The sequence below is a fragment of the Ruegeria sp. G7 genome (genome assembly GCF_056535465.1).
The window spans coordinates 3,229,609-3,243,984 of record NZ_JBQFIL010000001.1 but is presented as its reverse complement, the minus strand read 5'-3'; the positions used below and the strand labels follow the sequence as shown (position 1 = coordinate 3,243,984).

The window sequence follows — 14,376 nt, the reverse complement described above, 5'->3', positions numbered from 1 at the left end:
AACCTATCCGCCCGCCCCCCAGCGCTGCTCCAATGCCTCCAACGCCGCGATCCGCTCATCCGTCTTGGGATGGCTCATCAACCAAGCCGGAACCACCCCGGCGCGCTGCTCCGTCAATTCTTCCAGCTTATGAAACAGCGATTTCTGAGGCCCGATCCCGATCCCGGCCTTGGTCAGCAACGCGGCGGCATATTCATCCGCCTCATACTCGTCCCCCCGCGACAGGCGCGAGGCCAGAAGATGGGTCAGCATGTTTGCGATCCACGCGCCGATGAAGGGAATGAACCGGTTCAGCAACATCATCAGCGCGGCCCGCATCGCGTTCTGGCCGGAAAAATCGATCATCCGTCGCCGTGCATGCCCCAAAGCGACATGACCCAACTCATGCGCAATCACGCTGGCCATTTCCTCGGCCGAGACCTCTCCGTTGCGGAATTTGCGATAGAACCCGCGGGTTATGAAAATCCGCCCATCCGGAGCGGCCAGCCCGTTCACCGGATCGATCTCGTAGATGTAGACCGGCACCCGATCAATCTCCAACGCGGCTGCCAATCGGTCTGTCATGCGCTTGAGCGCGGGATCGGCCAGTTCCGTCGATTTGGCATCCAGTTCACGATGGGTGCGCCAGACGGAAATCCGGTACATCACGACAGCATAGGCGATGGCCAACAGGATCGGGGTCAGACGAAGCATGCTTTAGATATGGGCGGCCTGCCTTATAGAGGCAAGCCGCTATTGCCGACTTATACCCGATCAGAGGGTGTTGGGCAGGCCAACGCTACCGACCAGGCGACGGCAGTTGAAGGTTCGAGTGAAACTCTGAGAGAGACTGCTTGGTCAAAACCGCTCCCTTTGAAGCCTCGAAAAACGCATGTTCGGCCTCTTTCTCTGCAACTAAGGTGTCTGTTCTCAAATCCCGCACATCCGCCCTTAGATCGTCACGCGCCTCTTCATAAGTCTCCGCATCGCGCAGTTCGCGCTCAAGCGCGCTTAGGTCGTCATCGTAATTCGGGTCTGTGGGATCAAGCGCGGCAATATCATCGGTGATGTCTACGCTGCTGCGGCCATCATAGCTCTCATTCAGATCACGCAGGTCCCGGCGTGCCTCATATAGGTCTCCGCGCAGGTCATAATAGGTTTCCGCCGCAGCCTGATAGGTCGCGATCTTGCCGACATTGCTGTTAGGTGAGGCGTTGCGGAAGGCCGGGGCCGCCGCCTTGGACGCATTCAGATTGCGCAGCTTGTCCGAGCCATAGGGGTCGGTGATCGCCGCAACAAGCGGATCGCGGTAATAGCGGTAGCGGTCCTTCTTTCGGTCGGAATACCGATCGCCATAGCGCAGCCGATAATCGGTTTCGTTGTAGTTCTTCTTGTCGTCCGAATAGTCGTAGGCACCGGGCTCGTACGGCACAGGCTGGATGGTCGCCCCGTCCTTGTGCCGATAGCCCGGCTGCGGCAGATCGAGATATCCATGGAGCTCTCCCAGAGTGCCCTTGGTCAACGTCCGTCCCTTCGACGCGTCAAAGAATGCGGTCTCTGCATCCTGCAAAGCATCACGGGTTTCGTATCTCAAATCCCGCACATCCGCCCGCAGATCGTCACGCGCCTCCTCATAAGTCTCTGCATCGCGCAGTTCGCGCTCAAGCGCACTGAGGTCGTCATCGTAATTCGGGTCTGTGGGATCGAGCGCGGCAATATCATCGGTGATGTCTACGCTGCTGCGGCCATCATAGCTCTCATTCAGATCACGCAGCTCCCGGCGTGCCTCATATAGGTCTCCGCGCAGGTCATAATAGGTTTCCGCCGCAGCCTGATAGGTCGCGATCTTGCCGACATTGCTGTTGGGTGAGGCGTTGCGGAACGCCGGTGCCGCCGCCTTGGACGCATTCAGATTGCGCAACTTGTCCGAGCCATAGGGGTCGGTGATCGCCGCTACAAGCGGATCGCGGTACCGAAGTTTGTCAGATTTCTTACCATTATGGGGTTTATACTCATAATCCTTGCGGGCAACCGGACGTGGAGAGTGCTCGACCGGAGCAACGGACGCCTTGCGGTGCGTTTTCTTTGTATACTTCGCGCCTGATGTGGATTTTGCGCGCACGCGTTTGCCAAAGAGTTGCTCGACATCGCGTTTGAATTCACGCCCAAACCCGGCGAGTGTGGTTCTTTGAACCTTGCCGTTCTGGCCTTTGTTTTTGGCCGATCGCTGAGGCTTGGCTTTCTGTTTCTTATGCTTCTTGCTAAAGCCAAATGCTTTGTTCGAGCCTGCGGTTCCTGATTTGGCCTTACCAGTATCTTTGCCCGCGCTTTTGTCGCCCTGACCTTTGCCGGATTTTCCCTTGTCGCCGCCTTTATTGCCTTTTCCCGAGTTACCCTTGCCGCCGCGTCCCTTGCCGTTCCCGTTGCTTTTGTCGCTCTTCGCATAGGCAGCGTCTGGTGCCAGTGCGATAGTTGCGACAGCGCCAGATGCAAGAACCAACACGGTAATGGTCAATACGGATGTCAGAATCTTCAGCAGTTTAGAATTGGTCATTTCAGCCCCCCAGCCTCAACCATTTTCGTTTATATCACGAATTCGCGAGGGGCAGAGAGTTTTGCATTGATTGTCTCTGATGTGAGCAATGTAGGGGGTGAATCGCCGACATATTGATCGATTGTTTCCAGTATTGGGCCAATTCGGTGTCCAGAACGGCTTAACGCGTCAGTTCTCGCATGCCTTGTTCCAGTCCGGCCAGCGTCATGGGCACCATGCGATCCTCAAAAATCTCGCGGATCATGCCTATGGAATGCGTATATTCCCAATACTTCTCGGGGACCGGATTGATCCACAGGTTCGAGGTCCACTGTTCGCGCGCCCGCTGCAGCCAGACCTGACCGGCCTCCTGGTTCCAGTGCTCGTTCGCACCGCCGGGATAGGCGATCTCGTAGGGGCTCATAGAAGCGTCGCCAACGAAGATGCACTTGTAGTCCGGGCCGTAGGTGCGCAGAACCTCGTGGGTCGGCGTCTGCTGGTCCCAGCGACGGCGGTTGTCGCGCCAGACACCTTCATAGAGGCAATTGTGGAAGTAATAATATTCCAGATGCTTGAACTCGCTTCGTGCGGCCGAGAACAACTCCTCGACCACTTTGATATGCGGGTCCATTGATCCGCCCACGTCCAGAAACAGCAGAACCTTGACCGCGTTGTGACGCTCGGGGCGTGTTTTGACGTCCAGATAGCCATGCTCGGCGGTGGCGCGGATGGTGCCGTCCAGATCCAGTTCTTCGGCAGCACCCTCGCGAGCCCAGCGGCGCAAGCGTTTCAGGGCGACCTTGATGTTGCGGGTACCCAGTTCCACCGTGTCATCCAGATTGCGAAACTCGCGCTTGTCCCAGACCTTCACAGCGCGCTGGTGGCGGCTTTCCTTCTGACCAATGCGCACGCCTTCGGGGTTATAGCCGTAGGCCCCAAACGGGCTGGTCCCGGCGGTGCCGATCCACTTGTTGCCGCCCTGATGGCGACCCTGTTGGTCCTTCAGCCGTTCGCGCAGCGTCTCCATCAGCTTGTCAAAGCCACCCAACGCCTCGATCTCGGCCTTTTCTTCTGCGCTGAGGTGCTTTTCGGCCATCTTCTCAAGCCATTCGGCGGGAATATCTACCGCTTCAAGCACCTGATCAAAGCTGATCTCTTTCAGGCCCTCGAAGCTGGCGGCAAAGGCGCGGTCGAACTTGTCGATATTGCGTTCGTCCTTCACCATCGAGACGCGGGCGAGGTAGTAGAACGCCTCGACATCGTAGGTCGCCAGACCCTTTTTCATACCCTCCAGAAAGGTCAGGTATTCGCGCAGGGATACGGGAATGCCAGCTTTGCGGAGGTTTTCGAAGAAGGGCAAGAACATGGGATCAGATCATTCGAACAAGGACCAGCGAGATGATCAGGCCCAGAAGGGCGAAGGCAATGCCGTAACCGGCGGCGTACTGCGCCATGTCCGCGCCGCTGCCATTGCGTTTGCGCGCGGTACGAACGCCCAGAAGAGCACCCAGAATCGCCATGCCCAGAACCACTACCATCCGCTGTTACCCACCCGTGTTTGAAGTGGGCGCCTGTGCAAGACCCTCAGACACCGAGCGCACCACCAATTCCGAGCCGAAGCCGTAGCGCGCCCACCCGATGCTGTCCAGCCTGACGGTGCGTGCCTGATCAATCTGCCCGGATTGCCGCAACGCTTCGGACTTCAGCAGCAGGAGGGTGGCCAGAAGGGCGGCGTTTTCAGCCTGTGTCATGACCTTGATGGCCTCATTCAATTCGGGCAGCGCATCTGCGCCGCGTCCCCGCGCCAGCGCAAACGCCGAGGTCTGCGCCGTGACATGAGCGCGTTGCACCTCTGTCCCCGGTGTCGCGTCGAGGTATCTCAGCGCCAGCGCATATTGCTGTTGTGCCGCTTCTGGATCGTCGAATTGTCCCATCCGACCCAGCAGATAGTGCGGATAGGCGCGGCGGTGGTCGGTCCAGCCCTGCTGCGCGCCAATGCGCGCGGCCTCTTGCGCGGCCCGCACCCGCTTGACCGACCCCGAGCCGGACCCCAAAGCCCGCTGCACCGCATTGATCCATGCGCGGGGTGTTTCGGACACCGGTTGCGGGGCGATCCGGTCACCGCGTGGATTCAGACGGCTAAGTACGCTCGGCAGCACGGCGGCCACCTGTTCGCGCGTCATCCCGCTTTGCAGTTCTGGCGCATAGGCGGTGCGCAGGATCAGCATGTCAAAGCCGGTTAGCACCGTGTGGAAATTGTCGTCGTTGAACACGGAATCCGGCAGACGATAAAGATCGTTCAAGGGGCCAAGCGCCTGTGCCAGTTCTTCATGCAGACAGTCGCGTACCTCTTGCGGGCTGGCGTCGTAGGGGATGAAAATGCCGATCCGCTCGCGGCTGCGCAGCTGCGTCCAGTTGCTTTTGGCCTTGCGGCGGTCCTGGCGGTATTCCTCAAGACTGGAAGAGTTGGGGACAACGAAACAAGCCGCCTGTGGCAGGATGCGGTGGATCTGTCGCTGGCTGACGGCTTCGATGGTGATATTCGCCTCACCCTCAGAGATCTGACGGATGTCGATCCGGGCCTCGCGCTGCAAACGGCTGAGCAGACGGCTAAGGTCGGTTTGCATCGACGGTGCAGGGGTGCCGGTCAGGCGCACTGTGACCGGGCCTTCGAACCGGGTGAACACAGGCAACTCGGCACCGCTTTCCAGCGCGAAATGCAGCGACAGGAAATCCGCCGCGATGTTGGCGTTGGAACGGGCAGGGGCACTGGGTCGGGAGGTGCCGAAACTTTTCGACGGTGGCAGCGCGTCTTCGATCACCTTGATGCGCGTCGGCAGCTCGGTTCGGTCGACCGATGTGCAGGCAGACAGTGTCGCCAGCAAGAGGGCTGCACCCAGACGCATCATGGGCGCTGATACTTCAGAAACGGCGTTAACTTGCCGATGCGGTCATAAAGCTGGCGCGCGGTGTGATTGAACTCCTGCGTCAGCCAGTAGACGGCGGGGGCGTCTTGCCGGTCCGCCTCGTCATAAACGGCCTGAATCAGCGCGCGTCCCACACCGGTGCCGCGCGCCTGCGGGCGGGCGTAGAGGTCTTGCAGATAGCAGACGCGTTCCACCTTCCACGCATGGCGGTGAAACAGGTAGTGGGTCAGCCCAACAAGTGCGCCATCCTGTTCGGCCACAAAGCAGGAAAAGTCTTGCGGATCATCGCCTAAGAGGCGCGCGAATGTGCTGTCATAGACCTCGTCCGCGACTTCGGATTCATAGAATGCCAAATAGTCGCGCCACATCTCGGCCCACGCCGCCCGGTCATCGGGGCGCAAAGGGCGGATGGTGAGGTCGGTCGGCATGTTCGGGTTTCCTGCTCTGCGGGGCCCGTTTCGGCGTCGGGCTTTTGTGGCTGCAATGCTGACATCCGACCCCGCAGAAGGCAAGCCGTGATCGCCGGATGTTCAGGGGATCAGCGCTTGCTGCGTGCCATAAAGGCAAGCCTTTCGAACAGATGCACGTCTTGCTCGTTCTTCAGCAGCGCGCCGTGCAGCTTGGGCAGGGCATTGGCACCGTCGCGTTTGAGGTCCTCGGACGTCAGGTCCTCGGCCAGCAGCAGCTTGAGCCAGTCCAGCACTTCCGAGGTGGATGGCTTTTTCTTCAGCCCCTGCGTCTCGCGGATTTCATAGAACTGGGTCAGAGCGGTGGTCAGCAGCGCATCCTTGATGCCGGGATGGTGCACTTCGACGATGCGGCGCATGGTGGCTTCGTCCGGAAAGCGGATGTAGTGGAAGAAACAGCGGCGCAGGAAAGCGTCGGGCAGTTCCTTTTCATTGTTTGAGGTGATGATGACGATAGGGCGGTGCTTGGCCCTGATCGTCTCGCCGGTCTCGTAAACGTGGAACTCCATCTTATCGAGTTCCTGCAGCAGATCGTTGGGAAACTCGATATCGGCCTTGTCGATCTCATCAATCAGCAGAACAACCTTTTCGTCGGCCTCAAACGCCTGCCACAGCTTGCCCTTGCGGATGTAGTTGGACACGTTATGGACACGCTCGTCCCCCAGCTGGCTGTCGCGCAGGCGGCTGACCGCATCATATTCGTACAAACCCTGTTGCGCGCGGGTCGTGGATTTCACGTTCCACTCGATCATCGTCAGCCCCAGCGCGCCTGCCACCTGCTTGGCCAGTTCGGTCTTGCCGGTGCCGGGCTCGCCCTTGACCAGCAGCGGGCGTTCCAGCGTCACAGCAGCGTTCACGGCAATGGTCAGGTCGTCGGTGGCGACATATTCAGCGGTGCCTTGGAAACGTGCGGTCATGGAACCCTCATGTGTGTTGGTCGGTTGCAATCCGGGGTTACAGAGAGGCAGCATTTTTGACAAGCCGGATCGCTGCGTCGCGACGCCCGCGCTTTGCTGTGGCCGAGGGCCTTGTGGCGTGATTCGTTGACGTCAGACTATGCCATGGGTTGCAGTGTGCCCGAAAATTGCCCGCTTAATTCCACAAAGAAATAAGGTTTTGCTGTTATTGGTCTCATATTTAGACATAGCCAGAGCAGCAGCGCCGGGGCGGGACAAGTTTGCATAGTGACATTCCCCGCGCGGTCGGATACACGCTCGACAGAAGGGGGTGCCGAATGTCTGGTGACACACATGCAACCGACGTTTCAGCCCATACTGAGGGAGCAGAAATGAAGCAGGAAGTTTTTCTGCCGGAGGATTACCGCCCGGCCGAAGATGAGCCGTTCATGAATGATCGTCAGCTTGAGTATTTTCGTCGCAAGCTGCTGGATTGGAAAAACGAACTTTTGGCAGGCAGCCGCGATACGATCGAAGGGCTGCAGGATAATACCCGCAACATCCCGGACGTTGCCGACCGCGCAAGCGAGGAAACGGACCGCGCGCTGGAACTGCGCACCCGCGATCGTCAGCGCAAGCTGGTGGCCAAGATCGACTCGGCCCTGCGCCGGATCGACGAAGGGGAATATGGGTATTGCGAAAAGACCGGCGATCCGATCTCGTTGAAACGTCTGGATGCGCGTCCGATCGCAACCATGACGCTGGAAGCGCAAGAGCGTCATGAGCGGCGCGAAAAGGTCCACCGCGACGATTGATCGCTGGACATCGACAGAAACATCAAACGCCGGGGTCTTCCACTCCGGCGTTTTTGCGTTATGGCGGTGGCATGAACATCAAGGGTCTGAAATTCTGCATCATCGGCGGTGGCATCGGCGGGTTGTCTGCCGCGCTTGCGCTGCGCCAGCGCGGGGCGCAGGTGACTGTGCTGGAACAGGCCCCCGAACTGTCCGAGGTCGGGGCCGGCCTTCAGATCAGCGCCAACGGCATGGTGGTTCTGCGCGCGCTGGGCGTGGTCGGTGAGGTGCCTGAGGGCGGTCAGCGCTCGGCCGGGACCGTATTGCGGGACTATCGCAAAGGGCGTGTGATCAGCCGGATTGCCGGGCCTGAGGCGGGGTCCACCTATTATTATCACCGGGCCGATTTGCTGGATCTGCTGCATCGCGCTGCTGAGCAGGCAGGGGTGAACATCCGCTTGGGTGCGCGCGTTGCAGAGGTCCGCAAACATCCCGGAGAGGCTGAGGTTGTTCTGGACTCAGGCGAACGGTTACGCGCCGAATGCGCAATCGCCGCTGATGGCGGTCGCAGCGCAATCCGCCCGCTGCTGAACGGTCCTGAAGCTCCGGAATTCACCCATCAGATCGCATGGCGCGCGACGGTTCCATGGTCAGATCGCTCGGACACACCGCGTGCCTCGCTGACGATGGGGCCGGGGCGCCATGTGGTCAGCTATCCGCTGCGCGAGCGAAGCCTGATGAACATCGTCGCCGTCGAGGAACGCTCGGACTGGCGCGAGGAGGGCTGGCGACGTCAAGGCGACCCCGACGATCTGCGCGCCCGCTTTGCAGATTTCGGAGGCCCGGTTGGCGATCTTCTCGGCCGCGTTGAGCAGGTCCATATTTGGGCGCTGTTCCTGCGTCCGGTGGCCGAATGCTGGCAGAACGGCCGTCTCGCCCTGTTGGGTGACGCGGCGCACCCAACGCTGCCGTTCATGGCGCAAGGCGCGTGTTTGGCGCTGGAAGACGCATGGGGTCTGATCCGCGCTTTCGAGGATCAGTCAGGTGTGAAACAAGCCCTTTCGGCATATGAGGCCAAGCGTCGTCCACGGGCCAAACAGGTGGTGGCTGCCGCAAATTCGAATGCACGGAATTTCCACCTGCGCGGCCCGATGCGTCTGGCGGCCCAAGCAGCCCTGGCCGTGATCGGGCCGCGATTGTCGCGCAAATACGACTGGATTTACAGCTACGACGCGACCACGTGACCGATCAGAGATCCAGGTCCACCCAGACCGGCACATGATCCGAGGGTTTCTCCTGCCCGCGCACCTCTGCATCAATCCGACAATCCCTCATCAGATCTGCGGCTTGCGGCGTCAGCAGGAAGTGGTCGATCCGAATGCCGTCATTACGGTTCCAGGCTCCGGCCTGATAGTCCCAGAAAGAATAGTGACCTGGGCCTTGTGTGCGGGCGCGAAATGCCTCGGTGAAGCCAAGATTCAGGATTTTCCGAAATGCTGCGCGACTTTCTGGGCGAAACAAAGCATCCTCGCGCCACGCCTCGGGCCGTTTGGCATCCTCGGCCTGCGGGATAATGTTGTAGTCACCCGCCATCAGCGCAGGTTCTTCCGAAGCCAAGAGCGCGCGCGCGCGGTCATACAGGCGCTCCATCCACGAAAGCTTATAGTCGTATTTCGGTCCCGGTACCGGGTTTCCGTTCGGCAGATAAAGGCCACATATCCTGAGCGCCTGCTTGCCGACCACAGTCGCCTCGATCCAGCGCGCCTGCTCGTCCTCATCATCGCCGGGTAGCCCGCGCGTCACATCTTCCAGAGGCAGTTTTGACAGGATCGCCACACCATTGAAGCTCTTCTGCCCGTGTGTTTCGACGTTGTAACCGCGTTCTTCGAATATCTCGCGCGGGAAGTTGTCGTCCACCGATTTGATTTCCTGCAGCAGCACGACATCGGGATGCGCATCATCGAGCCAACGCGGCAGAGCCTCGGCCCGCGCTTTGATGCCGTTTATGTTGAACGTGGCGATTTTCATGCGCGATCCTCCGAGAGCCTTATGGCAACCTATCGCGCAGAACCGGGCCAACGGCAAGTCGAGAGGCTGGAAGCGAGGGGCCAGCCCCTCGCGCTCCCCGGGATATTTTGGGCCAGATGAAGCAACGGATTCTTAATAAATTTCCCCGATTGTGTTCGAGCGGTACAGGCGGGGACGCCGATGACCGCGCCAGGTGAAGTTCTCTGGCCTTCGGGTCAGAGAGCGGATCCCTCTTCATCTGGCTGAAAATATCCTGGGGGTGTGGGGGCAAAGCCCCCACGTGCATTCACATCGAAAACGATGTGCCACAGCCGCAGGATGAGGTGGCGTTCGGGTTTTCGATCACAAACCGAGCTCCGATCAGTTCCTGCGTGAAATCGATTACCGCATTTTCCAGAAACGGCAACGAGATTGCGTCGACGATCACCTTTTCGCCTTTGCCCTCAAGGATCAGGTCGTCCTCTTTTGGCGTATCCAATGCGATTTCGTATTGAAAACCAGAGCATCCGCCACCTTCCACGGCAACACGCAGGGCCTGACCTTGATCCGAAGCGCCGATTTCAGCCAAACGGTCGAAGGCGCGATCTGTGACGGTTGGGGGCAGATTCATGCCGGTCTCCAAAGGTTTATTTCCTCAGCGCAGTGCAATATATGCAACCTTAAGACAGGCGACAAGGACAAGACATTGGAGCGAGCGGGTTTTGCCTCGGATCCGGGCCGCGCAAGGGGGCGGCTGGTGCCCGAGGAAGAGAGCAGTTTCCGGTCATGCTTTCAGCGCGACCGCGACAGGATCATCCATGCCAGCGCGTTTCGGCGGCTCAAGCACAAAACGCAGGTGTTTGTTGAGCATGAGGGTGACAGCTATCGCACGCGACTGACCCATTCCATCGAAGTGGCGCAGGTGGCACGGACGATCGCGGGTGCGCTGGGTCTGAACGCAGAGCTGACCGAGGCGGTGGCGCTGGCGCATGATCTGGGGCACACACCCTTCGGGCATACCGGCGAAGATGCCCTGCATGCCCTGATGGAGCCTTATGGCGGTTTCGATCACAATGCGCAGGCCATACGCATCGTGACCAAGCTGGAACGTCATTATGCCGAGTTCGATGGCTGCAACCTGACCTGGGAATGTCTGGAGGGCATCGCCAAGCATAATGGCCCCGTGGTCGGCGCATTGCCCTGGGCGTTGGCCGAGTGCAATCAGAGCTTTGATCTGGAGCTTCATACCCATGCCAGCGCCGAGGCACAGGTGGCCGCGCTGTCGGATGATATCGCTTACAATAACCATGACCTGTTCGACGGGTTGCGCGCAGGGTTGTTCAGCGACGCGGACGTTCAGCAATTGCCGATCATTGATGCCTGTTTTGCCGCAGTGGACGCGAAGTATCCGGGGCTCGACCCGTATCGCAGGCGGCATGAGGCACTGCGGCGCGTCTTTGGTGTTATGGTCTCGGACGTGATTGACACGTCCTGCGACCTGATCGCCGCCTCAGGCGCGCGTTCGGTCGAGGAGATCAGGCATCTGGACTATCCGGTCATACAGTTCTCGGGCGGGCTTTGGGCGCAGCTTAAGGAAATCCGTGCTTTCCTGTTCTCTCGCATGTATCGTGCACCCAGCGTGATGCAGGTGCGCGCCAAGGTCAGCAAGGTGGTAGAGGACCTGTTCCCGATTTACATGGGTGATCCCAAGCAAATGCCCGGTCACTGGCATGACGACATCGAAGCCGCCAGAGATGAGACAGCGTTGGCCAGGATCGTGTCAGACTACATCGCGGGCATGACGGACAGGTTTGCACTGCAGGATCATGCCCGGCTGACCGGGGATCACTCGATCGCGATATAGGCGATGGCCCAGACTTGTTGGCCAGCCTGTGTCTGGGCGAGATCCGCGTCCGCGGTGGGGGGGAAAACGATCATCGTAGGGCCATAGCCGCCAATGCCCATCGGCGCACCATCCGCGTGGGTCGCGACGATGGGTTGGTGGGTCTCGATGCTCTGCCACGGGATCTCGGCCTGATAGCCGTCCAGCGCCATGGGCAGGGCCGATTTGCCTTCGGCCCCGGCCATGGCCATCACCGCAGACAGCAACGGGCCCGAGAAAGCATAGTCGCGTTGCTTGTCGGGTGGGCCGTATGGAATGGTGATCTCGATCTGTGGGAGCCCGTCGAGCATGGCAGCGTCAAAGCCTGCCGCACCGTCATGCGTGACTTCGAGATAGCCCAGCAACCCGCCATCATCCGCGCCGCGCGCGGGCAGGTTGGTTTCACCGACAGCACCGCCCAGCGTCAGGATGACATGGCCTTCGGGGGCGGGCATTTCGGCCCAGGCGGGCAGGGCGGTGCTGAGAAGCAGGGCAAGGGGCAGGGCGCGGCGCATGGCGGTCTCCGGTTGGTGCGGTTTGGCCCGAGACTATCCGGACTGCGCGCCAAACCAAGCGCAAATATTAGGCGTCCATTGACCTTGGCGCTTTGCGTGGTAAACCCCGCGGCAAGCAAAAGGACATTCGAAATGAACCTGTTTTCCGAGATCCGCGGTCTGGTGCTGGACGCGCTGGCGCAGATGCAATCCGAAGGCGCGCTGCCCGAAGGATTGAGTTTTGACAACGTGGCGGTTGAGCCGCCGCGCGATGCCGCGCATGGCGACATGGCGACCAATGCGGCGATGGTGCTGGCGAAGCCGGCGAAGATGAAGCCGCGCGACATCGCGGACGCGCTGGCCGGGAAACTGGCGGCGGATGAGCGTATCACCAGCGCCGAGGTCGCCGGGCCGGGATTCCTGAACCTGCGTCTTGCGCCGTCTGTCTGGCAGGGTGTTCTGGCAGCGGTGCTGGAGAAGGGCACCGACTATGGCCGCTCGACCATGGGTCATGGGCAGAAGGTCAACGTGGAATATGTCTCGGCCAACCCGACCGGCCCGCTGCATGTGGGCCATACGCGGGGCGCGGTGTTTGGGGACGCTCTGGCGAGTTTGCTGGCCTATTCCGGTCATGACGTGACCCGCGAATACTATATCAACGACGGTGGCGCACAGGTGGATGTGCTGGCGCGGTCCGCTTATGAGCGGTATCGCGAGGCCAACGGGCTGAGCCCCGAGATTGCCGAAGGGCTCTATCCCGGAGACTACCTGATCCCGATCGGCGAGGCGCTGAAAGAGAAATACGGCGACAGCCTGATCGACAAACCCGAAAGCGAATGGCTGGAAGACCTCCGCAACTTCGCCACCGACGCGATGATGGACCTGATCCGCGCCGACCTGAAGGCGCTGGGCGTCGAGATGGATGTGTTCTTCTCGGAAAAATCGCTCTATGGCACGGGCCGGATTGAGGCTGCGCTGCAGTCGCTGACCGACAAGGGCCTGATCTATGAAGGCGTGCTGGAGCCGCCCAAAGGCAAGAAGCCCGAGGATTGGGAGCCGCGCGAGCAGACCCTTTTCAAATCGACCGAGCATGGAGATGACGTCGATCGCCCGGTCAAGAAATCGGATGGCGCCTGGACCTATTTCGCCCCGGATATCGCCTATCACTATGACAAGGTGAGCCGTGGCTTTGATGCGCTGATCGACGTGTTTGGCGCGGACCATGGCGGCTATGTCAAACGGATGAAGGCTGCCGTTTCAGCTCTGTCTGACGGCAAGGTGCCGCTGGACATCAAGCTGACCCAGCTGGTGAAGCTGTGGAAGAACGGCGAGCCGTTCAAGATGTCCAAACGGGCCGGCAACTTTGTCACCCTGCGCGATGTGGTTGATCAGGTTGGCCCTGATGTGACCCGCTTCGTCATGCTGACGCGCAAGAACGACGCGCCGCTGGATTTCGATTTCGACAAGGTGCTTGAACAAAGCCGCGAGAACCCCGTGTTCTACGTCCAATACGCCCATGCCCGCGTCATGAGTGTGCTGCGCCGCGCGGCCGAGGCTGGGATCGCCGCCGACGACGCAGCGCTTGGCAAGGCTGATCTGAGCAAGAACGACCATGCCTCAGAGCTGACCGTGGCCAAGAAACTGGCCGAATGGCCACGTCTGGTTGAGATCGCGGCCCGCACCAACGAACCGCACCGCGTTGCCTTTTATCTCTATGAATTGGCAGGGGATTTCCATGCGCTGTGGAACAAGGGCAACGACGAAACCCAGTTGCGTTTCATCCAGGATGGCGATGTTGCCACAAGCCAATCGAAAATCGCATTGGCCCGCGCTGTTTCTGTTGTGATTTCAGCGGGCTTGGGTATTCTTGGCGTTACTCCGGCGCAGGAGATGCGGTAAGAAATATCGCCCGAACCGCCGGTCCGAGGTAGGCAAGAAATGACCCGCGCGCCAATTTTTAAGGCGCGAAACGGGCGGTGAGGCGAATATGGCACGTTACGATTACTCGGGGCAGGCAAGCCCCGAGCAGATGCATTATCCGAATCATGCGCAGGATGCGTATGACTACCCTGATGACAGCGATTACTATGAACAGCCGCCGCGCGCGGGTGGTGGGCTGGGCCGTGCTCTCAACGTTCTTGGGGCCGTTGCCTCTTTGGCGCTGGTCGCGGGCGTCGGCATCTGGGGCTATAAGCTGGTGATGCGAGATGTCAGTGGTGTTCCGGTTGTGCGTGCCGCCGAAGGACCGATGCGGATTCAGCCCGAGAATCCGGGTGGAACGCCTGCGGATCATCAGGGTCTTGCAGTTAATGCGGTGGCGGCGGTTGGCACAGCGGCCCCCCGGCGGATCGCCTCATTCTTGCACCGCGCCCGGTATCGCTGACCGATGAAGATACG

General features: G+C 60.1%; 15 protein-coding genes. 5 read left to right on the top strand and 10 right to left on the bottom strand.

The genetic code is table 11. The features are described 5' to 3' along the window. Window positions 1-3: 3 nt before the first annotated feature. From ACR3EN_RS16325 to ACR3EN_RS16295, 7 genes are all read right to left on the bottom strand, one after another. The gene (locus ACR3EN_RS16325) at window positions 4-693 is read right to left on the bottom strand and encodes a M48 family metallopeptidase (protein ID WP_480819720.1); all 690 of its coding nucleotides are present in this window, start codon (window positions 691-693) and stop codon (window positions 4-6) included. Between the two features lie 85 nt (window positions 694-778). Then, entirely contained in the window at window positions 779-2,533 is a 1,755-nt protein-coding gene (locus tag ACR3EN_RS16320; RefSeq protein WP_480870158.1) for a hypothetical protein, read from the bottom strand. A 160-nt stretch (window positions 2,534-2,693) separates the two neighbouring features. After that, window positions 2,694-3,878, bottom strand: coding sequence for a vWA domain-containing protein (locus ACR3EN_RS16315; RefSeq protein ID WP_480819722.1), 1,185 nt, complete (start codon window positions 3,876-3,878; stop codon window positions 2,694-2,696). A 4-nt stretch (window positions 3,879-3,882) separates the two neighbouring features. After that, window positions 3,883-4,050: a hypothetical protein gene (locus ACR3EN_RS16310; protein WP_480819723.1), complete on the bottom strand. Its 168-nt coding sequence runs from the start codon at window positions 4,048-4,050 to the stop codon at window positions 3,883-3,885. A 6-nt stretch (window positions 4,051-4,056) separates the two neighbouring features. Further along, window positions 4,057-5,421 carry a DUF2927 domain-containing protein gene (locus ACR3EN_RS16305; protein WP_480819724.1) on the bottom strand — a complete coding sequence of 455 codons (1,365 nt, stop codon included), beginning with the start codon at window positions 5,419-5,421 and terminating at the stop codon, window positions 4,057-4,059. Beyond that, on the bottom strand, window positions 5,418-5,867 hold the full coding sequence (locus tag ACR3EN_RS16300; RefSeq protein WP_480819725.1) for an N-acetyltransferase family protein: 450 nt from the start codon (window positions 5,865-5,867) through the stop codon (window positions 5,418-5,420). Before ACR3EN_RS16300 ends, ACR3EN_RS16305 begins: the two co-directional genes overlap by 4 nt. A 110-nt stretch (window positions 5,868-5,977) precedes the next feature. Continuing rightward, on the bottom strand, window positions 5,978-6,823 hold the full coding sequence (locus ACR3EN_RS16295; RefSeq protein WP_480819726.1) for an AAA family ATPase: 846 nt from the start codon (window positions 6,821-6,823) through the stop codon (window positions 5,978-5,980). A 371-nt stretch (window positions 6,824-7,194) separates the two neighbouring features. On the opposite strand from ACR3EN_RS16295, the gene dksA reads away from it, so the two are divergent. Beyond that, entirely contained in the window at window positions 7,195-7,617 is a 423-nt protein-coding gene (gene dksA / locus ACR3EN_RS16290) for an RNA polymerase-binding protein DksA (protein ID WP_170432517.1), read from the top strand. Window positions 7,618-7,688: 71 nt separating this feature from the next. Continuing rightward, window positions 7,689-8,840: an FAD-dependent oxidoreductase gene (locus tag ACR3EN_RS16285; protein WP_480870154.1), complete on the top strand. Its 1,152-nt coding sequence runs from the start codon at window positions 7,689-7,691 to the stop codon at window positions 8,838-8,840. 4 nt (window positions 8,841-8,844) lie between these two features. Here ACR3EN_RS16285 and xth read toward each other — a convergent pair whose 3' ends face one another. Together xth and ACR3EN_RS16275 are read right to left on the bottom strand one after the other, a co-directional pair. Further along, complete coding sequence (gene xth, locus ACR3EN_RS16280; RefSeq protein ID WP_480870152.1) at window positions 8,845-9,624, bottom strand: exodeoxyribonuclease III; 780 nt, start codon at window positions 9,622-9,624, stop codon at window positions 8,845-8,847. A gap of 286 nt (window positions 9,625-9,910) precedes the next feature. Next, on the bottom strand, window positions 9,911-10,234 hold the full coding sequence (locus tag ACR3EN_RS16275) for a HesB/IscA family protein (protein ID WP_480857368.1): 324 nt from the start codon (window positions 10,232-10,234) through the stop codon (window positions 9,911-9,913). Between the two features lie 75 nt (window positions 10,235-10,309). Here ACR3EN_RS16275 and ACR3EN_RS16270 point away from each other — a divergent pair, with 75 nt between their 5' ends. Beyond that, a complete protein-coding gene (locus ACR3EN_RS16270; protein WP_480870149.1) occupies window positions 10,310-11,467 on the top strand; it encodes a deoxyguanosinetriphosphate triphosphohydrolase in 1,158 nt (385 codons plus the stop codon). Here the strand turns inward: ACR3EN_RS16270 and ACR3EN_RS16265 are convergent. Continuing rightward, window positions 11,449-12,000 carry a putative pterin-binding protein gene (locus ACR3EN_RS16265; protein WP_480857373.1) on the bottom strand — a complete coding sequence of 184 codons (552 nt, stop codon included), beginning with the start codon at window positions 11,998-12,000 and terminating at the stop codon, window positions 11,449-11,451. The two genes, ACR3EN_RS16270 and ACR3EN_RS16265, sit on opposite strands and share 19 nt — an antisense overlap. Window positions 12,001-12,132: 132 nt before the next feature. On the opposite strand from ACR3EN_RS16265, the gene argS reads away from it, so the two are divergent. Together argS and ACR3EN_RS16255 are read left to right on the top strand one after the other, a co-directional pair. Beyond that, on the top strand, window positions 12,133-13,878 hold the full coding sequence (argS, locus tag ACR3EN_RS16260) for an arginine--tRNA ligase (RefSeq protein ID WP_480870146.1): 1,746 nt from the start codon (window positions 12,133-12,135) through the stop codon (window positions 13,876-13,878). An 88-nt stretch (window positions 13,879-13,966) separates the two neighbouring features. After that, window positions 13,967-14,362: a hypothetical protein gene (locus tag ACR3EN_RS16255; protein ID WP_480918442.1), complete on the top strand. Its 396-nt coding sequence runs from the start codon at window positions 13,967-13,969 to the stop codon at window positions 14,360-14,362. Window positions 14,363-14,376: the final 14 nt, after the last annotated feature.